Source organism: Vagococcus salmoninarum, from assembly GCF_003987495.1.
Classification (GTDB): domain Bacteria; phylum Bacillota; class Bacilli; order Lactobacillales; family Vagococcaceae; genus Vagococcus_D; species Vagococcus_D salmoninarum.
The window spans coordinates 166,719-186,573 of the sequence record NZ_NGJU01000001.1 but is presented as its reverse complement, the minus strand read 5'-3'; the positions used below and the strand labels follow the sequence as shown (position 1 = coordinate 186,573).

General features: G+C 36.7%; 21 protein-coding genes. 6 read left to right on the top strand and 15 right to left on the bottom strand.

Features of this window, described 5'->3' with window-relative positions; translation table 11 throughout:
• Positions 1-132 precede the first annotated feature (132 nt).
• On the top strand, positions 133-504 hold the full coding sequence (locus CBF35_RS00885; RefSeq protein ID WP_170174671.1) for a PTS sugar transporter subunit IIB: 372 nt from the start codon (positions 133-135) through the stop codon (positions 502-504).
• 66 nt (positions 505-570) lie between these two features.
• A complete protein-coding gene (locus CBF35_RS00880; RefSeq protein ID WP_126778000.1) occupies positions 571-780 on the top strand; it encodes a hypothetical protein in 210 nt (69 codons plus the stop codon).
• On the opposite strand, the gene CBF35_RS00875 is transcribed toward CBF35_RS00880, so the two are convergent.
• The 3 genes from CBF35_RS00875 to CBF35_RS00865 form a co-directional block, all read right to left on the bottom strand.
• A complete protein-coding gene (locus CBF35_RS00875; RefSeq protein ID WP_126777999.1) occupies positions 768-1,199 on the bottom strand; it encodes a hypothetical protein in 432 nt (143 codons plus the stop codon). The two genes, CBF35_RS00880 and CBF35_RS00875, sit on opposite strands and share 13 nt — an antisense overlap.
• A gap of 115 nt (positions 1,200-1,314) precedes the next feature.
• The gene (locus CBF35_RS00870) at positions 1,315-2,430 is read right to left on the bottom strand and encodes a tetratricopeptide repeat protein (protein ID WP_126777998.1); all 1,116 of its coding nucleotides are present in this window, start codon (positions 2,428-2,430) and stop codon (positions 1,315-1,317) included.
• A 93-nt stretch (positions 2,431-2,523) separates the two neighbouring features.
• Entirely contained in the window at positions 2,524-3,609 is a 1,086-nt protein-coding gene (locus CBF35_RS00865) for a hypothetical protein (protein WP_126777997.1), read from the bottom strand.
• A gap of 470 nt (positions 3,610-4,079) precedes the next feature.
• Here CBF35_RS00865 and CBF35_RS00860 point away from each other — a divergent pair, with 470 nt between their 5' ends.
• A complete protein-coding gene (locus CBF35_RS00860) occupies positions 4,080-4,424 on the top strand; it encodes a hypothetical protein (RefSeq protein ID WP_126777996.1) in 345 nt (114 codons plus the stop codon).
• Between the two features lie 53 nt (positions 4,425-4,477).
• Here CBF35_RS00860 and CBF35_RS00855 read toward each other — a convergent pair whose 3' ends face one another.
• Positions 4,478-5,206, bottom strand: a complete 729-nt coding sequence (locus CBF35_RS00855; protein WP_126777995.1) for a LytR/AlgR family response regulator transcription factor — start codon at positions 5,204-5,206, stop codon at positions 4,478-4,480.
• Positions 5,207-5,505: 299 nt separating this feature from the next.
• Positions 5,506-6,375: a LysR family transcriptional regulator gene (locus tag CBF35_RS00850; protein ID WP_126777994.1), complete on the bottom strand. Its 870-nt coding sequence runs from the start codon at positions 6,373-6,375 to the stop codon at positions 5,506-5,508.
• A gap of 180 nt (positions 6,376-6,555) precedes the next feature.
• Between CBF35_RS00850 and CBF35_RS00845 the strand changes: the two genes are divergently transcribed.
• Genes CBF35_RS00845 through CBF35_RS00835 form a run of 3 tightly spaced genes read left to right on the top strand, consistent with a single transcriptional unit; the run spans position 6,556 to position 10,712 of the window.
• Positions 6,556-8,220: a peptide ABC transporter substrate-binding protein gene (locus tag CBF35_RS00845; protein ID WP_126777993.1), complete on the top strand. Its 1,665-nt coding sequence runs from the start codon at positions 6,556-6,558 to the stop codon at positions 8,218-8,220.
• A gap of 18 nt (positions 8,221-8,238) precedes the next feature.
• Positions 8,239-9,477, top strand: a complete 1,239-nt coding sequence (locus tag CBF35_RS00840; RefSeq protein WP_126777992.1) for an amidohydrolase — start codon at positions 8,239-8,241, stop codon at positions 9,475-9,477.
• Positions 9,477-10,712 (top strand): amidohydrolase family protein, encoded by a 1,236-nt coding sequence (locus CBF35_RS00835; RefSeq protein ID WP_126777991.1) that lies wholly within the window; start codon positions 9,477-9,479, stop codon positions 10,710-10,712. The genes CBF35_RS00840 and CBF35_RS00835 overlap by 1 nt, the downstream gene beginning before the upstream one ends.
• 145 nt (positions 10,713-10,857) lie before the next feature.
• Here CBF35_RS00835 and deoC read toward each other — a convergent pair whose 3' ends face one another.
• The 10 genes from deoC to CBF35_RS00785 all read right to left on the bottom strand — a co-directional run bounded on the left by deoC (position 10,858) and on the right by CBF35_RS00785 (position 19,854).
• Positions 10,858-11,502: a deoxyribose-phosphate aldolase gene (gene deoC, locus CBF35_RS00830; RefSeq protein WP_126777990.1), complete on the bottom strand. Its 645-nt coding sequence runs from the start codon at positions 11,500-11,502 to the stop codon at positions 10,858-10,860.
• Between the two features lie 41 nt (positions 11,503-11,543).
• On the bottom strand, positions 11,544-12,464 hold the full coding sequence (locus tag CBF35_RS00825; protein WP_126777989.1) for a transketolase family protein: 921 nt from the start codon (positions 12,462-12,464) through the stop codon (positions 11,544-11,546).
• An 11-nt stretch (positions 12,465-12,475) separates the two neighbouring features.
• Positions 12,476-13,300 carry a transketolase gene (locus tag CBF35_RS00820; RefSeq protein ID WP_126777988.1) on the bottom strand — a complete coding sequence of 275 codons (825 nt, stop codon included), beginning with the start codon at positions 13,298-13,300 and terminating at the stop codon, positions 12,476-12,478.
• A gap of 15 nt (positions 13,301-13,315) precedes the next feature.
• Entirely contained in the window at positions 13,316-13,876 is a 561-nt protein-coding gene (locus tag CBF35_RS00815) for an SIS domain-containing protein (RefSeq protein ID WP_126777987.1), read from the bottom strand.
• A gap of 23 nt (positions 13,877-13,899) precedes the next feature.
• A complete protein-coding gene (locus CBF35_RS00810; protein WP_126777986.1) occupies positions 13,900-15,246 on the bottom strand; it encodes a PTS ascorbate transporter subunit IIC in 1,347 nt (448 codons plus the stop codon).
• Positions 15,247-15,304: 58 nt separating this feature from the next.
• Positions 15,305-15,574: a PTS sugar transporter subunit IIB gene (locus CBF35_RS00805; protein WP_126777985.1), complete on the bottom strand. Its 270-nt coding sequence runs from the start codon at positions 15,572-15,574 to the stop codon at positions 15,305-15,307.
• A gap of 29 nt (positions 15,575-15,603) precedes the next feature.
• The gene (locus CBF35_RS00800; protein ID WP_211345278.1) at positions 15,604-16,164 is read right to left on the bottom strand and encodes a D-sedoheptulose-7-phosphate isomerase; all 561 of its coding nucleotides are present in this window, start codon (positions 16,162-16,164) and stop codon (positions 15,604-15,606) included.
• 2 nt (positions 16,165-16,166) lie between these two features.
• A complete protein-coding gene (locus CBF35_RS00795) occupies positions 16,167-18,173 on the bottom strand; it encodes a BglG family transcription antiterminator (RefSeq protein ID WP_126777983.1) in 2,007 nt (668 codons plus the stop codon).
• 394 nt (positions 18,174-18,567) lie between these two features.
• A complete protein-coding gene (locus CBF35_RS00790) occupies positions 18,568-19,215 on the bottom strand; it encodes a hypothetical protein (RefSeq protein ID WP_126777982.1) in 648 nt (215 codons plus the stop codon).
• 57 nt (positions 19,216-19,272) lie between these two features.
• Entirely contained in the window at positions 19,273-19,854 is a 582-nt protein-coding gene (locus tag CBF35_RS00785; protein ID WP_244922542.1) for a hypothetical protein, read from the bottom strand.
• Between the last annotated feature and the right edge of the window lies 1 nt (position 19,855).

Below are 19,855 nucleotides of genomic sequence, written 5' to 3'. Positions count from 1 at the left end.
AAGTAACACTATGTTAGCTAGTTGCCAGATGTCACTTTCCCGACTCTCTACTAAATATTGATCCTCACATCAAGAAGATTTTATTAAAGGTATCCATTTAAATTCCATCTGAAAATGAAAGGACAAAATAATATGAACTTACAATCAAACAAAAGAGAAGATTTAGAACCAGAGCCAAAAGATATTATTATGATATTCGATTCGCCAGTCAATTTTATAAGTGATGAAGGCTTGATGCAAACAATGTTTCTAGCCAATAAAATGAATAATTTACTAAAAAAAGCAAATCAGAACATCATTGTTAAGTCATACAGTGTTAATTTATTAGAAAAAAAAGCTGCCGATGCTAAACTAATCTATTTAACACCTATCTGTGGATATAGCCAAACCGACATCGAACTTAAATTTCCACAGACTCCTGTGATCGTAATTTCAAAAAAAGATTATGGCATCCTTAATGCTGAAAAATTAATTGCTGAAAGTACTTCTTTATTGACTACATAAGTCACTCATTCCATGATAGAACTCATAAATCTAAGTGGTAAATTCATTATCTAGGGATGGATAACTATGAATAATGAGGAATGGTTTAAAAAAAGAAAAAGAGAAAAGCTTTTTAAAATCGCTTTTTCCCTTTTACTATTTTACATGCTTTATGCGGTCTTTTTTAACTTTATCATGATTATTTATTTTTTCGCCACTAGTCTTGGGATTGCAGTAGTTGTGATGATTACCGAAATTATCGAGATTATTAAAGAGCGCAAAGATCAATTGCCGTAACATGCCTGCACTTTTTCGTAACTCTCCTTGTGCCACGGAACACCAATAATTTTTTTATTACAAAGATAGACTCGCTTTTTGCCCTCATTATTGATAATAATGAGTTTATTTTGGATTAAGCCCTTTTTAAAAGTGATTTCAGCAATCTCATGGTGATTAATAAAATGACTGTTATCTAATAACAATTGGTTATTTTTCATGCTCCGTTGGATAAAAAGGAGACCTTTATTTTCAAGACTAAGATTATACATTCTTAAAGATAGACTAGAAAATGCCCCGAAAAGTAACTGACGACCCCAGGTATTTGGGTTATTACTAACCGTTAAGTTTAAACTATCGGCTGAATGTCCTAGTTTTGTTTTAATTTCATTAATGTAAGTTTGGTTAAACCATTTATTTTCTTTCGCTATTTTAAACACCCCTTTAATAGTTAGTATACTATAGATAGGGAATCACTAGTATATTAATTAGCCTTTTTTAAATAAGTCGATTAAGTAAGTCGATCATAATTAAATGACCGCGATTACTAACAATCTATCCCTTTCTTAACTCCCCCTCACAAACCCTAATATAACTTTCCAATCCCCAATAATTAGCAATTGTTTCATAATGCAAACTCTTATATGGATCAAACTCTAAAATTCCTAGGGCTTCCCTTTGTAAAAAATATGGATTGGCTTTTGCTACTGTCTCAAAACAGTTTAGGGCTAAGGCGTAGTCTTCTTGGAAAAAGTGAACTAAACCAAGATTGACTAAAATATGAGGGAAATGTTGGTTTTCTTGATAAGCTTTTTCAAAATAAGTCAGAGCCTGAGAATAGTTGCCCTCACTCAAATAGACGAGACCTATCATGTTCTCACTTAACCCTGGTGTCTTTGACTGTTCTCTAGCTCGCTGATAATAGCGCAGAGCCCCTTCAGCATCACCAGTGGCTCTTAATAAGTGACCATGAAACGTATTAGCAATGACGTTATCAGGCTGACTCGTTACTCCTAGCTTAGAATGTACTAAGCCCTCTGCTAAACTGCCAGTATTCCGTTCAATCAAAACCAATCTCGAATAATTTAACGTGTGATGAGGGTTTTCTGCTAGCTCCTCCTTTAATAGACGAATGTATGTCAGACTCTTTCCTTGGCGTTCAGCAAAAGGTCGCAGATGACCGAGATGATTCATCATAATCTGTGAGTCTAACACTTGATAGCCTTGAGCAAGAATCGCTGGTTCGATTCTTTCCGTTACTTTTTTACTATACTTAAAGTTTTTGTCATTTAAAAATAACTTTAGAACCATATCCGTATACCAACCACCTGTCGCAAAAAAATTATAACGAATGAGCTTAAAACCACCGATGCCAACTAGTCGGTGACTGTTACTAATTAAACTTCGTAACTGCTCCCACATCTCTGCTGCTAGCAATTCATCCGCATCTAAAAAAATCAGCCACTCCGTTTCCGTCTTAGCAAGTAAGTCATTCCGCATTTCCGAAAAATCATTAGTGAAGCTTTTATGCCAAATATTAGTTGTATACTTTTTGGCAATTGCTAAGGATTGATCCGTCGATCCAGTATCTACATACTTCTTTGACGTCTCAAAAAATTCTGACAAATACGCTTCCTCGTTTTTCATCATCAAACATAACCCTAAGCTCATTTTATTTCATCCTTGATGTTAGTTTTTGGTGACATAGTTAAGTGCAAAAAACTGGCAAATCTCAGCGATTTACCAGTCCCTTTTATTTGTCATTTATTGCCAAGCTGTGCCAAGATTGTTTGTATAAGGTGAGTAATTACCTGCATGTTCATAGACGCCTGCTTGGCCCCATTTTGATTTAACTTTGACCATACTCATAGCATTATTCCCTGGGGCAGGTGGCCCTTGATAAACCATGCTAATAATTCCTGAGTGAGACTTATCCGCCCATAACAATTTTTGACCACTTTTAAAACCTGTTTGTTTTTTATAGCTACCATCTGACATATACTTAGCAGGGTCATTCATCCAGTATTTATTTGTTGAGGTATTAGAACTATACCAAGCGTAGGAGTGACAGTTAAATAGTTTCGTAGCACTTGTTAAACGAGACGCTTTCGGATAATTTTTGGCCATGCTATTATTAATTTCCGTTTTCTTAGCATCAGTTAGATCACTACCATATTTAATTACTGAAACGTTGCTCCCTTTTGGTGTTTTTACCGTGGTCGTTGTGTCTGAAGCATAAGGGGTGATTTTTTGTTCTGCTAAGGCATCTAAGTAACTTGTCAGACTTTCACCATAGATTCCAGGATCTTTATTATCTAAAACTTGACTATAAACTGCCGTAATCTCATCTCTCTCTCCGGATAACTCTTTCTGAGCTAAGATAACTTCTAGTAATTCTAATTTCATATTAAAGCGACGGGCTTTCTTAGTCCCTAACTCTTGACTAGCTGACTGATAGACTTCTAGTAAGCCAACTGGGGCATCCGTTCTTTTTAATAAAAGATCAAGTGGTAAATAAGTTTTACGAATTGCTTCTAAGCCTTCTTGGAGTGAGTTGTAAGCATAAATATCACTTAAATAAGGATAAGCTAAAACTACTTCTGCTAATTCAGTCGTTGTTAAATTAGCAATTGTTGCTGCCGGTAATTGATAAGGGCTTTTCAAGACATCTGAAGAAACACGTAATTCTTCACTAAAGACTGGTACATTCTCTGCTAGTTCAGCGTACTGACTAGTAATGTCACTGTAACTAGTCTTGTCCGTCCAGACAGCGGTCTCGGCTCCTGCAACAATTGATTGACTAAATCCTAATACAAATAAGACACTCAAGACTTTCACTAATTTCTTCATAACTTTCATCCCTTTCTTTTTTCTTACCTTTAATAAACAACAGCTGACAATTGACTGACCTTGATTATGACATTTGGCTATTACTCCTTCCTTTTGATACTTTTATTTTAGTTGAAATAAAAAGTTATAACCGTTAACCGTCGCCAATTAGCTAATAGCTGACACCAATTTTAACTACTTTCTTAGCTAGCTTGTTAATAAGTCTGAAAGGTGACACAAAAAAGAGTCCTTTCCTTGATTTATCCTCGCAATTTTCGCCCTAAAATTGTATACTCGAAGAAACAATTTACCGCTTAATTTTCGTTGACACTGATTTCTCCCTTCACTTTAGCCCCTTTCTTTTGATGAATGATGACTCATGTGACGTTGTTTTGACAGTCATTTACACATAACTACTCGTTTTTTCAGTTTGTTGTTGTCAATTACTTTCGTCCTTATTAGCATTACTTTTTAAAGAGAGGTTTATATTTATGAAAATAGCTTTAGTACACCCTGAGACACGCCAAGTCAAACTGGCTAAAATCGGTTTCTCTTGGACAGTCTTATGTTTCAATTTCTTTCCGCCTTTATTTCGCGGCGATTGGAAATGGGCAGCCATCATGTTCGGCTGCACGATTATTACTGGTAATTTTTCAGCCTTAGTTTTTATGTTTATTTACAATAAGCTTTATATTAAGGAGTTACTGAGCAAGGGTTATCAAGCTGATAATGAGATCAGCCGTCAGCTCTTAATCACATATGGTTTTATTGTTGACGATTGTGATACTTATGATCATGTAGTTGATGACGAGGATATCGATCCTTTTGATTTTTAATGATGGCAAGGAAGTTACCTCATATAGTTAGGGGTAACTTCTTTGTTTATAACCTATTCTTTTTCCGAATGCTTGACTAGCTTTCTTAATAGCTCTTCATAATAGCGGCTGCCAATCGGTAACCAGCTGTCTGTTGTTGTTAGCAGTTCTTTTTTAGAAAATTTTTGAATGTGTTGCCGATTGACATAAATTGACCGATAAATTTTTATGAACCAATCTCCTTTTAGTTTCCCTATAAAATCCCCTAACCTCGAATATATATAGATTTCTTTCTGACTCGTCACAATTTTAAGTAAGCGTTGAGAGGAATCTTCCATTTCAAAATAAACTATCTCCCTTTGGCGTAAGTAAACCATTTCTTTTGTGTAACGATCTTTGACTAAAATGTACGGACTGTTTTTTTCAGTAATGAGTTGCCAAATTCGGTTGAGGGAGTCCCTTAACTTTTCAGCAGAAAGTGGGCGGGCCAAACAATCCGTTGCCCCTACTTCAAAGATTGAAAAGACTTCTTCTAGAGAGTCAATCATAACTATCACATATTCCGGGCTCCTTTCCATGACCTTTAATTGTTTAACAACCTCACTCCCTCGTTCCTCTTCTAATTTGTCATTAATTATTAAGACTTGGTAACAACTGTTTAGTTTTAAAGACTCAATAAATAAGTCACTAGGATTAGCAAAAAAGCTTAGCTGATAATCCCAACATAGCTCGACATTTTTTAAAAGCCTTTGTAGCTCTAGATGGGTTTGACGATTAGTGTCGCAAATGGCAATTTTTAACATCCCTTTCCTCCTAATCTCTAGATAATTAAGTTCATTATAAATACCTGATTTTTAAAAAACAACAGTTTTCTTATGCTGTTTTTGATTTAATAAAAAGCTTCTGGAAGAGTGTTAACCAGTTGTTTGAAGTATGTCTAAAATAACTTCTAGTTTCTGACTTGTCGGTTTTTTTAAGCTCTTTTTATTAACAATTTTACAAACAAAAAAAGTCACTTGAATAGCAGTGACTTTTGTTTCTTATGATTAATTTTAGAGTGGTGATTTAATTTCTATGAAAAAAACGGCCCCTGATAAAATTTTTAACTTTCCGCTAATGACTCGATGAAACGAGACAAATGCTCAGTTAATTTTAATTCTTTAGAATAAATCAGCCCGGAAGTGACTGTTAAGTCCGGCTCGGAAATTGATAAAACATCAATTTCATAATTAGTTTTAGTTAAGAACGATTCCGGCACAATACTACAACCAAGATCTTCTTCAACCATTGTTAAAAGTAAATCAATATCGGAGCAACCTGACACACTTGCTATCGATTCAGAATTCATTTTGACATGTTCCATAATCCTTTGATAAGTGCCAACTTCTTGAGTATTCGGTAATATTAATGGCTTAATCATTCTTCTTGGCAAACTTCCAATTGACGTTCTTTTTTTATCTGATTTAGAACAAATAAAGTATAGTGGTTTTTTTTCTAAGACAATGACTTCTAAGTAGGAAGGATTTATCGGCAAGCCGACTAAGGCAAAATCAAGCTCCTTTTTCGTTACCATTTGAGTTAATAGTCTGGAATCATTTTGTTGGATATTAATAGTCATATTTGGGTATTCATTTTTCATTTCTCTAAGGGCGGGTAAGAGCAAATGTGAGGAAATCGGATCTACGCCAACATTAATTTTTTCGAACACCTTATTACTTGATAAACTGATTTTCTTTTTAGTTGCTTCAATCGTTTCAATAATTTTTTTAGCTTCATTATAAAGAATTTCACCAGCTGACGTTAAAGTATGTTGACGTCGACTTCGATTAATTAATGGTGCACCAACAATTTCTTCTAAAGACTTTAGTGATTGACTCAAGGCCGATTGGGCTAAATAGAGTTTTTTGGCTGCTTCAGTGATTGTTTTTGATTCGGCTATTGCGATAAAATAAGTCAATTGTTTAATATCCATCACGTTTCCTCCTTATCATAAGAATAATTAATACTTATCATCATCTATTAGTGTTAGGTCATCACTCTAAAGTATGATAGATTAGTTTAAATTAGAAAAAAATGAGAATTCTAATCCTTTGTTAATTATTATAACAAAAAATAATTAAAAAGGCATGTTCCAACTTTAGGAGGATAAGATATGAAAAAAAATATCGGTCGCTTGACGATAATTACTTTGACATCTCTCACTATTTTAAGTGCTTGTAGTCAAACAGAGGAAAAGGAAGATAAGAAGTCTCAAGGGATTTCTCAAGTGATTAATATCACTTCTGAAGCTCAAATTTCAACAATGGATCCGGCATTGGCTGCCGATACAACATCTACCCTAGCCATGAATCAAGTCTACGAAGGGTTATATATTTTAGGTAAAGATGATGAATTTGTCTTAGGTATCGCTAAGGAAGAACCGGAGATTTCAGAGGATCAAACAACTTATACGTTTAAATTAAGAGAAGACAGTAAATGGTCCGATGGTTCTGCTGTCACAGCTCAAGACTTTGTCTATGGCTGGCAACAAATCGTCACCCCAGCAGTTGGCTCACCGAATGCTGATGTCATGGTTGGCGTTATTAAAAACGCTAAAGAAATTTATGAAAATGGGGCTGACCCAAAAACTTTAGGTGTGACAGCGATTGACGAACACACCCTCAAAGTTCAACTAGAACGACCTGTTCCTTATTTGAAGAGCTTGCTGACCTTTGCAATTTTCCATCCTAAAAAGGAAGCCTTTATCACGGAACAAGGTGATGATTATGCCACTACTTCAGAAAACATTTTATACAATGGACCCTTTGTTTTGTCAAATTGGGATGTCTCTGCCGACAAATGGACATACACACCGAATCAAGAATACTGGGATAAAGATGTTGTGAAACTTGAAACAGCTAATGTCCAAGTGATTAAAACACCTTCCACAGCGGTTAACCTATTTGAAAGTGGCGAAGTTGATGTCGTCAACAAGCTTTCCTCAGAATTCGCCAAAAATTACAAAGATAATGAATCCTTTTTACCTGTTGAGCAATATGTGACTTTTTTCTTAAAACTTAACAGTGAACGAAATGGTAAAGAAACACCTCTGGCTAACCAAGATCTACGAAAAGCAATTGCTCAGAGCTTTGATAAAGAAGCCTTTGTCACTAACATTTTAGGCGACGGCTCAACAGCCACAAATCATCTGATTCCTAAAGGGCAAACAAAAGATCCTGTTAGCGGGGATGATTTCACTAAAGTTGCTAGTCAAGAGCATGAGTATTTAACATATGATCCCGAGTCTGCCAAAGCCTCTCTGACATTAGCTAAAAAAGAGCTAGGGGATGCTATTAATTTAGAGTTCTTAACAGATGATACTGAAATTGCTAAAATGTCCGCAGAATTTTTTGCTAATCAGATTGAAAGCAATTTACCTGGAGTCAGAATATCGATTGTCCAAGTACCATTTACGGTTCGAGTCGAACGGGATCAGAAAAAAGATTACGATATTGAACTTTCTGGTTGGGGAACTGATTATCGCGACCCATTAACAGTTATGAGAATTTTCGTTTCTAATAATTCTAGTGGCGGCATCACTTATAGTAGTGATAAATACGATCAGTTAATCAATGACTCCCGAACTAAAGACGCTGGTGATATTGAGAAACGTTTTGCAAACTTTATCCAAGCTGAAAATGAATTGATTAATGGTGATAGTGTCATTGCCCCTATTTACAATCGGTCACTAGCAATTCTAGCAAATCAAGGAATCAAAGATATGTATTGGCATCCCTTTGGTTCGACGTATTCACTAAAATGGGCTTATGTAGAATAGAAAGGAGCGTTCCACACATTGTTATTATTAAAAAATATTAGATTAGAAACAGGTTTCAACATCGTCAATCAACAAGTCGTTAGTATCTCAACCGAACAGTTCGATGTGCTAATGGCTGATGGTAAACTGACACAACTCTCCAAAAAAATTACTGAAACACCAGATATGACGATCGTTGATGGAAAGAACCAACTGCTGATGCCCGCCATGCGAGAAATGCATATTCATATTGACAAAACTTATTTTGGCGATCACTGGCAAGCACCACGACCCATAACAAATGGTATCTTCACTCGTTTTGAAGAAGAAAGCACCTTACTCCCGAGACAGCTAGACACCGCTGAAGCTCGTGCTCATGCAGTAGTAAAACACTATATTAAAAATGGTCACCGTCATATTAGAAGTCATTGTAATGTGGATCCCTACATTGGTACTAAGCATGTTGAGCTAACAAAAAAAGTTTTAGCTTCTTACGCTGATCAGATTTCTTATGACATTGTCGCTTTTCCTCAACATGGCTTATTGCGTTCTAAGGTTTTACCTTTAATGGATCAAGCAATGTTGTTAGGAGCAACCCATGTTGGTGGCGTAGATCCTGCTACTGTTGATAAACATGTGGACAACTCTCTCAGTCAGCTCTTTGATTTAGCTGCTAAACATCATAAAGGAATCGACATTCATTTACATGGCCGCAATACCTTAGGTGAATATGAATTTAACAAGATTGTTGACTATACGCTCCAATCCCAAAAGGTTGGTCACGTCACTTTAAGTCATGCAATGGCTTTAGGGGACTTAGAAGGCGAGCCATTGCTGGAAATGATTGCTCGTTTTAATTTAGCGCAAATTGATGTTGCAACTACCATTCCAATCAATCTCAACCGAAAAACAATGCCAGTTCTAGAGTTAACTAAGGGTGGCATCGATGTTTCCCTTGGTCATGATAGTTTAATTGATCACTGGTCGCCTTTTGGTTCTGGTAACACGGTTGAAAAAATGAATACATTAGCTGAGCGCTTCCGTTTAAGCGATGACTATTACTTAAGTCGCATCTGGCGGTACGCCACGAACAATCTTACCCCACTTAACGATGAGGGCGAACAAGTTTGGCCAAAGGTCGGCGATGATGCTAATCTAATTTTAATTGATGCTGAGTCTTCTGCTCATGGGATTGCCCGAAAAAGAGACGTCACAAAAACGATTCTGAAAGGTAAATTAATTTATGAAATGACTGAAAGAATTGAGGTGGGCGAGTAATGACAAACATGCGATTAGACAATGTTAGTTTTGAGTTAACTCATAAGATGGATAGTTACGGTTTGCTACAGCCTGTTAAGACACTCTTTTCAATTGTAATTATTGATAATAAAGTAGACTCTCTAACACCGATGACCGAAGTCCTTTCAAAAGATTTTAAAGGTGAGCTTTATGATATGAATGGACTCTTAGCGACACCACCTTTAAAAGATATGCACAATCATTTAGATAAAACATACATGAGCCTTGGTTGGCGAGCTAGCTTACCTGTTGGAAATTTGAAAGAACGCTTAGCAGCTGAAGCTAATGAGTTACCTCTACTAGCAGCTTCAACTAAAGAACGCGCCAGTCAGATGATCCAGGCAATGCTGGGCCGTGGCGTCAATCACATTAGAACTCACGTCAATATTGATCCTTATATTGGCTTGAAAAATTTAGAAGGTGTTCTAAGTGCCATTGAAGACTACAAGCACCTCATAACTTTTGACGTTGTGGCTTTTCCACAACACGGCTTATTAGTCGATGGAATGTCGGCTCTGATGAAAGAGGCCCTGAGAAATGGGGCTACCATAGTCGGTGGTTTAGACCCTGGTGGCATTGATAATGCTGTTGAAAACTCCTTATATGAAGTTATGAACTTAGCCACAGAATTTAATGCCGATGTGGATATTCATCTTCATGATCGAGGTCATCTCGGTGCATATACTTATTCAACTTGGTTAGATTTAGTCGAAGAAAATCATTACCAAAATCGGACAGCTATTAGTCATGGTTTTGCTTTAGGCGATATTAGTGAAGGCGAACAAACAGAATTAATCACCCGGATTGTCGCTAATCAGATGGCAATCATGTCCACGATTCCTTACGGACAACAAAAGGCACTACCACCGATTGATAAAATTAGACAAGCCGGTGGCGATGTTTTCTTAGGCTGTGATGGTTTCTTTGATTCTTGGAGCTCTTATGTTTCCAGTGATCTTTTAGAAAAAGTTAACAATTTTTGCCAAGTTACTGGAAAAATCACTGAAACACAACTTAGTGACACAATTGATTTAGTCACAGGTGGCCAAAAAGTTTATCAAGACACTCAAAGACCTTGGTTAAACCTTGGCGAGAGCGCAAATATCATTTTTACGGAAGTTAGTTCCACAGCTGAATTAATTGCCAGACTACCACAAAAAAGAAAAATGTTACTAAATGGTCATTGGATTGAACCTAAAATTCTTAAAGTATAAAAAATTGGATAGAAAAAAAGAAGTAGCTGATTTTACTCCCCCAAAATTAGCTGCTTCTTTTTGTGCCGCCTTAAAGCTTTAATAGTTTTAGATAGAAAAAAACACTTCGCCGATCATGACGAAGTGTTTTCATATTCAACTCAGATTAACCTGCGACAATCTCAATTCCATTTGAAGTGCCAATTCGATTCGCCCCAGCTGCGACCATTTTGTCAGCATCAACTTTTGTGCGGACACCGCCGCTGGCTTTAACTTTGATTCGACCATTACTAACGCGACTCATTAATTCCACATCAGTGATTTGGGCACCAGCAGTTGAGAATCCCGTTGATGTTTTAATGAATTCAGCTCCTGAAACAGCAACAATTTCTGTTACTCTTTCCAGCTCGGCGGTGGTTAATAACGCTGTTTCAACAATCACTTTAACTAGCGTTTCTTCTTTCACAGCTTCGACAACGGCTTTAATGTCTGTTAAGACTTTCTCCCATTGCTCATCTTTTACCCAGCCAATATTAATAACCATATCAACTTCTTTTGCCCCGTTAGCTTCCGCATCTGCGGCTTCAAAAGCTTTAACTTTCGTCGTATTCGCTCCTAAAGGAAAGCCAATAACTGTACAAACAACCGATTGGCTGCCTTTTAATAAGTCAGCAGCTAAGTTAACCCATGTAGGTTGCACACACACTGACATAAAGTTGTGTTCAATGGCTTCTTGGCACAGTGTTTCGATTTCCCCTTGAGTTGTTTCCGGTTTTAAAACAGTATGATCAATTAAACGATTTAAATTCATGTGATTTCTCCTCATTATACTACTTTATAGTCAATCAATTATTAAACAGTTAATAATTTTTCCATTGCTGTCACAATGTCTGAAGCTGTCATGCCATATTGTTCTTTCAAGTAATCGGCTTTACCGACTTGTCCGAATTTTTCTGTTACCCCAAGACGTTTCATCTTAGTAGGTTGTTCCTCAGCTACGACTTCTGCCACGGCTGAGCCAATGCCACCAATAATACTATGGTTATCAACGGTCACAATTGGGCCTAACTTAGCTGCTTCAATTACCATTTGTTTATTAATCGGTTTAATATTAAAGAGTTCAATCACACTTACATCAAAACCTTTAGCCGTTAATTCTTCGGCAGCAGCCATACATTCTGGTAATAAGAAACCACTACTAATGATCGTTCCTTTTTGACCTTTTTTAAGTTCTCGGTAGCCTAAGTTTAAGTCACTTGGCTGATCCGTTAATTTAGGGGCACTTTTACGCATTGTGCGAATGTAGTATAAGCCTTTGTTTTCGTAACAGTGATGTAAAATCTTCCGGAATTGTTCTGGTTCCGACACTTCGTAAATCGTAATATTAGGAATGACTCGCATTAAAGCCAAATCTTCGAAAGACATATGAGTCCCACCATTCATCTCAGCAGTAACACCTACATCTGAACCAACTAAGATGGCATGATTTTGAGCATAGCCCAATGAGACAAAGACTTGGTCAAAGGATCTCCGGGTGATGAAAGGGACAAAAGTATGAACAAAAGGAATGTGCCCAGTCACTGATAACCCAGCAGCGGCACCGACTTCTTGAGCTTCCATGATCCCAACGTTAATGTAACGCTCTCCCATGACTTCTTTTAATCCTGCCGTGGACATTGAACTTGATAAATCTGCTTCTAATAAAACAACTCTTTGATCTTTTTCTGCTAATTCTTTAACTGTTTCAGCATATACTTGACGTAATTCACTCATTTATCTAGCACCTATCCTTTCACTTTCGCTTCTAATTCAACTACGGCCTCTTCTAGCTGGGCTAGGAGTGCTGCATCTGGTCGTAAGTGGTGATTATCCATAAAGTTTGCTACAGCATCAACACCGTAGCCTTTGACTGTGTCTAAAACAATCACTGTCGCCCCATCTTTATGAGCTTTGGCCCGGGCAATGGCTTCTTCAACTTCAGCCACGTTGTTACCATTGATGCGGAAAGAGTTAAGTCCAAAGGCTTGCATTTTTTCTACAAAGTCCATTGATTCATTAATATCTTTCGTATAACCATCTAATTGTTTCTTGTTGTCATCAACGAATAAAATAAAGTTACTTAATTTGCGGTGGTTTGCAAATTGAATCGCTTCCCAACACTGACCTTCATTTAATTCGCCATCTCCAACGATACAATAAGTATAGTTGTTTAAGCCTTTTAATTTATTGCCGTAAGCAATCCCCGTCGCAGCTGATAAGCCTTGAGCTAAAGAGCCAGTCGTCATATCCACACCATTTGTTAAATTTTTATCTGGGTGGGAAGGCAAACTTGTGCCGTTATTATTTAAAGACATTAATGTTTCTTCTGTGATATAACCTTTTAAGAATAATGTTGCATACAGTCCAGGACCAGCATGACCTTTTGATAAAATAAAATAGTCTCGGTCTTCTTTGTAAGGATCATTCACGTCAATGTTCATTTCTTTGCCGTAAAGGACTGCCAAGGTTTCAACAATCGACAAGCTACCGCCATAATGACCGAAGCCCATATTGTTTAATTCTTTCATCGTGTACAATCTAATTTCATCTGCAAATTTTTCTAAGTTCAAGATTAACACCTCATTCTATTTTTGAGCGATATATTGTGATAATACGTGACACACATACATATGGACATCTTCCACAATGCCATAATTTTCTGAAGGCACTGCAATCGCCAAATCAGCTGTTTGCTTCAGTAAATTGTTTTGATTATTCGTAATTGAAACGGTTGTAACCCCTTGTTCTTTAGCATATTTTTGACCTAAGACTAAGTTTTTCGAATTTCCAGAAACTGATAGCGAAATCACCAAATCTTCTTTTCTGAGTAAATTTTTAAGTTGTTCCGCAAAGATTTCTTCATAGGCCACATCGTTGCCATAAGCTGTTAGAACTGGCACATTATCAGTCAGTGAGAAGAAGCGCGCTTTTAATTCCCGTTTTTCATAGCTGACTCCTTTGTTGAAATCACAGACCCAGTGTGAGGCGGAAGCTGAGCTTCCACCGTTTCCTAGGACAAAAACATTACGACTGTTTTTAATCGCCTCTTCAACTAAGTTTAGTAATTGTGTTAATGATTCTTGATCGAGGTTTTCTAAAGTTGAGACGTATTCTGCTTGATAAGCTGTAACAAAGTCTTTAAACATTTTATTCCCCTTTCATTTCACCCTTATGATTTAACGCTTTTGCTTCCTGTGGCTTGGCGGAAAGCTGAGCCAGACAAGTAAGCAACTAAAGCTGCTAGTAAAACATAAATTCCAGTTTTACCAAAAAGTTTTCCTAAGTAACCAATGATGATTCCTACACCAGCAAAGTCCGCGTCACCAAAGGTCGAGTTAGCAAAACCTAAGTCACCCATCAATGGTAATAAGAAGGCTGGTAATAAAATCAACATTGCGCCGTTAAATAGTCCACCGATAATTGTGCCTCGTAAGCCACCGGCAGCATTAGATAAGACTCCAGCCCCAGCCCCTACGAAGAATAAGGGAATTAAACCAGGAATAATTACTGGTAAACTTGTGAATGGTAAGATCAAGAAGGCAATCACACCACCTGCTACTGAAGCTAAGAAACCAATTAGGACCGCATTTGGTGCAAATGGGAAAATAACTGGGACATCTAAAGCTGGTGTTGCATTTGGTACTAATTTGTCAGAAATTCCTTTAAAGGCTGGAACGATTTCTGCTAACATCATTCGTACACCTTGTAAGACGATAACAAATCCAGCGGTAAATTTAAGTGATTGCATTAACGCATAGATCACGACGTTGTCGCCACCTGACATTTCACTAATGACACTAGCGTCAGCGAATAAGAACGTTACAACGTAGATTAACGCCATCACGATAGCCGTTGAGATTGTGTTGTCACGGAAAAAACTTAATTGTTCAGGGACTTTAATATCTTCTGTTGATTTCTTTTTGTCCCCAACTGCCCCACTAATTAAAGCAGATAAGCTGTAAGTCAGGGCGTTAAAGTGACCCATAGCAATATCGTCATTACCAGTTACTTTCCGATAAAATGGTTGAACGATTGCTGGTGAAATTGCCATCACCGCTCCTAAGAAGATTGATCCTACAGCGACTAGTTCAAAACCGCTGAAGCCAATTGTTCCAAGAACAGCTGCTAATAAGGCTGACATAAATAAGACATGGTGACCTGATAAGAAAATATATTTTAGCTTAGTAAAGCGGGCAATGATGATGTTAAACACAAAACCAAAGGCCATAATTAAAGCCATTTCACTACCAAGCATGTTTTCAGCCACACCGATAACGGCTTCGTTAGCAGGAATTACCCCTTGAATATTAAAGGCATTTTCAAAGGCTGGTCCTAATGTATCGAGAGCCGAAGCGATAATGCCGCCACCTTCTGAGAGAATCAAGAAGCCGATGACTGTTTTAAGTGTGCCTGTTAAGACTTTTGAAAATGGTTTTTTTAGAGCGACTAAACCGATTAAAGCAATTAAGCCAATAATGATAGCTGGTTGATTGAAAAAACTATAAATAAAATTCATTGTTAAAACACTCCTTTTTCTGTTTGTTAGTTTCACTGAACATCTTTAAAGGTCGCCCTTATTTGTCAAAATGTTCTTTTAAAGCCACAGTTAACTCTTCTTTATTAATCACGTTAGTAATAAAAATTTTATCCACGGTAATATCGTCTAATTGACTCTTTAAACCAGTTGTTGAAATAATTAAATCGGCTTGTGTTCCTTTAGCTGAGCCTAAGTCACACACTTCAACATCAGCATCAACACCCATATCCCCTAAAATTTTATCTACGTTCATTTTTAAAATTAAACTTGAACCTGAACCCATGCCGCACACTGTAAGTATTTTCATCATTCTTCCTCTTTTCTTTTTTTTATTTTTTAAGCCTTAACTAACTGTTTTTCAACTTCTTCTAAAATCGTATGACACATAGCCATGGCGTATTCTTCTGACAAGTCCGAATCTTTCGGTTCAATGCAAATGCTGTAATCACAACTTGCTTTTAAACTGCCACCATTGTTGCCTAAGAAACCAATAATTGTTAAGCCGAGTTCTTTCCCACTAGCTACAGCTTTCACTAAGTTAGGAGAATGGGCGCTTGAACTTAGAACGATTAGGACGTCCCCTTTATTGCCAAGGCCTTCAACTTGTCGAGCAAACACTTCATCATAACCGTAGTCGTTGCCAGTGGCGGTCATCACACAAGGGTCTACAGTTAACGAAATTGCCGCGTAAGCTTTTCGTTCAATTTTGTAACGACCAACGATATCCCCAGTAATGTGTTGGGCGTTTGCTGCACTGCCACCATTACCTGCTGATAAGACTTTACCGCCCTTGCGAATGGCTGCCGCAATCACATCAGCGATTGTTTGAATTTGACTGTAAGTCTCTCCATTAATACTTTGTAACAACGCGATTCTTTTTTCGATACCTTTTTCCATTATTAACACTCCTTCAATTGATGAATTAAATTTATAATATCTTCTTTTGTCGTTTGGGAATCATAAGCGACTGGTAAGAAATTAGAGTCCCCTAGTAATTCCATTAATTCTGATAATGCTTTTAGATGCGTTGATTGATCCGTGGCTGCTAAAGTAATCACCACTTTAACTGGGTCATTTTCTTCGTGGTTAAACTTAATCTCATCTTTTAATGTAATTAAGCTAAAGCCAATCTCATTGACGCCATCATTAGAACTCGCATGGGCTAGGGCAATATGGGGGGTGATGACGATATAAGAACCGTAAGTTTTAACTGATGCCACCATTGCTTCAACGTAACTTTCTTGAATTGCCCCCGTTTCGACTAAGATTTCGCCACTTTTGCGCACTGCATCTTCCCAATCCGTTGCAGCCACATTAATTTTTATCGTATCTTTGGTTAGTAACTCTTTTAACACCGGACTCCACTCCTTTTGACGTTTAGTATCTCTCGTTATAATGCCAACTAATTCTTCATATACGTCATCAACTGACTGCTTTTGTTCATGATAGTTAAACAACAAAGTCTCAACTTCTTTATAGGAAGGGATTTTTAACGTTGGCAAATTAAAGCGTTTTGTAATTTCTGTTTGTAATTTCTGCTTTTCAAAACTTGATAAAAAATTTGAAATAATATACAAGTCTTTTTGGGTTTTTACACTGATAGTCGAAAAAATAATATCGTAGTCACTTGGATTAATTTCTTTAAAATTACTCAAGGAACTAGCCTTTGAAAATTGTAATGCTGGAAATAACTCTTCTAATTCATTTTTCAATAAAACTGAAGAAGTTGTCCCATTAGGACATAGGATAATTGCTCTTAATAAAGGAAAATGTTCATTTCGACTTTGTAAGTGTGATTCAATAATTGCTACTAAATAACCGATTTCCGTTTTGCTAATTGGCTTACCTAACTCCTCCTCAAGTGGCCCTACTGCTTCTAAAATAACACCATTTAAAGATTTGTTCGTATTAGCAATCGTTTTAATTAAATCATTTTCCAAAAATATAAAATACTTTTCCCGATACATCATGGCGATTGAATGTAGTTTTAAGCGCCTAACTAGCTCACTATCATTCAACACAGCAATGCCTGAAATTACATTAAACATCGTCAAAAATTTCATAAATGCTTTTGAAAAGACATGTTCATCCCCAGTTAACTCTTCTTGGGAAATAGCCGCAAAAAGGACACTAATATAATTCAGTTCTGTTTCTGAGCTTACTAATTCAGCATAAGAGTGACTAAATCGTTGATATTTGGCAGATGGTAAATAATTTTCAGGGTTTATTATTTGACTGCCCCCTACCACATTTTGTTTTCGTAAGACTGTACTCAAAATAAAAATAACGATTTCCGCAACTTGGCCTGTCATGACCGTTAAGTGATAGTCTTTAATTCCTCGATAAGTCCGCTCCAACCAATAATCAAATTCCTGCTTCTTGATTCCACAACTTTTAATTAAAATACCTTTTATTTCTAATTCTTTATATAAAGTAAAAATGTAATAAAGTGCGTACTTGCGAATTTCTTCTTCATTCCCTTTTAAGACGTAACCTTTTTTTCGATCATATTGAACAGCTACTCGTTCTAAATCTTGATTAAGTTTTTTTAAATCAGCAATAATCGTGTTGCGACTAACATCTAATTTTTCTTGGAGCTCCAAAATTGAGTAAGCGTCAGCTTGAATATAAATAATCACATAAAGCAACATTTTTCGAAAATCATCTGGTAATACAAAACTATGGCTATAATCAAGTAATACTCTTTCAATATCGATATTCGCTAAATCGAATCGTTCAAGACTTAATTGACTGTCCGGTTTAAGTAAGTACTTTGTATTTAACAATTCAATATTATTAGAAAGTCTTTTTTTTCCTAACCCAGTTAGTTGATTAAGGTCTTTTTCATTTAGCAACTCAGTGACAGTCTTTTCAGTAAATAAACTAATAAATTCTTTTTCTAACACTTTTCTTACCTCCTGCTTTCAGCATACCGAGAAATCGCTTTCAACTCAATTGGAATAGAATCCAAAAAACCGAAAGCGCTATCTTTGAAATTGTACTCACTCTCATTTGGGCCGATTCCATCGACCTTTAAGAGCATTTGCTAATTCTAGGCTGCTTGCTGATGCTTTCCCAGTTGTTATTTTTTTAATCTTTATTCAACTCCAAGGATGTCACTTTAACCAATTATTGTCCATAATTTTTTAAAACTGACTATCAATTATCTTCACTTTAAATTTCAAGACAAAAAAACACAGACAAACTTAACGTTGTCCTGTGTTTTCTTGTCTATTTAATTTACAAACTAACGCTAATCACTCCTAGCAATCTCTTGCTAGTCATTCGAATGGCTTCTGACTATCGACCGACTGTCACTCCATCAGCTTGAATAGCTTCAAATTTTAAAGTCATTGTATAATCTTCCTTAGCCGTCGTTTCTAATAATGAAGCATCTGCTGTGGTTGTCCCGCTATAAGAGAATGTAGCAGAATTAGCAAATTGGTTGGCTTGGTCTGTCTCAAGATTAAATTTACCATTGGCATTAGCTAACTTCAACCATTGGGTGCTACCGTTGAGCTCTGCCAATTGATTGTTTTCGATTAAAGTCAGTTGTTCTGGGGTAACTAAAGGATTTCCTTGGATGTCAGTATTCAATGATAAGCTTTCGACTAACTTAGGTGTGCCTGTAAGATTAGCTACTGAGACATTAACTGCTCTACCTGAATTATTAGCGATGCTGTAATTGGCTGAATCAATGACTCGATGCTTACTTGCTGTCGTTGTGTGGAAAGCAGTTGCTGTATCAACAGTTACATTGATCCACTCATCTGAGCCTTCAGGGATTTTTTCTTCTGGATCGATGTTATCTAATTTACCAATAGTGCCATTTATTTCGACATTTGCGCTATTTTCTCCATCAATGACTGTTGCTAAAACTGGTTGAGATAGACTTAAAATACTGATTCCGATCATTGTTCCTGCGACTAATAGTGTTGTTTTTTTCATAATATGTTGCTCCTCTATATTTTTTTATTTTCAACAGTTAAACTGCTAAATTATTAATTAACTATTTACTTCCAAAGTCAGACCCGCTTGAACCTGACCCCGTTTTTCTTGGCTACTTTCATCATAAATATTAAATGTAGCTGTTGCTGGATAGCTTCCTGGTGCTAATTCTTTTTCTAATTTTGCACCATTTATTTCAAATCCCGGAGCCATGCCTCCGGAAGCATACACTTGTTCTTGGGTTTCATCTAAGTGAATGACCACATCAATTGGATAAGCATTAGTGGCTGGATTTTGGATATACAAGCTACCTTCAGCCTGACTATTTTCAAAAATAGCTTGCGGCTTAATCACCATATTAAATTTACTAGCATCTACCGCTTGCTGTTCTATCGCTTTGATCTCTTGATCACTCATTTTTTTAGCATCTTTGATATTTGGTAAATAATCACCAGCAATTAATGGTTGTGAGCTACTATGTGACCATAGATAGTACCCGCCACCAAGCACCAAAGCTAATAAAAATAGTAAGAGTAGCAACCAGCGCTTCTTCTTCTTTTTTTCTTCTTCTACTACTTCCTCTACTACTTCTTCTACCACTTCTACCACTTCTACTTCTTCTAATAATTCTTTGTCCATC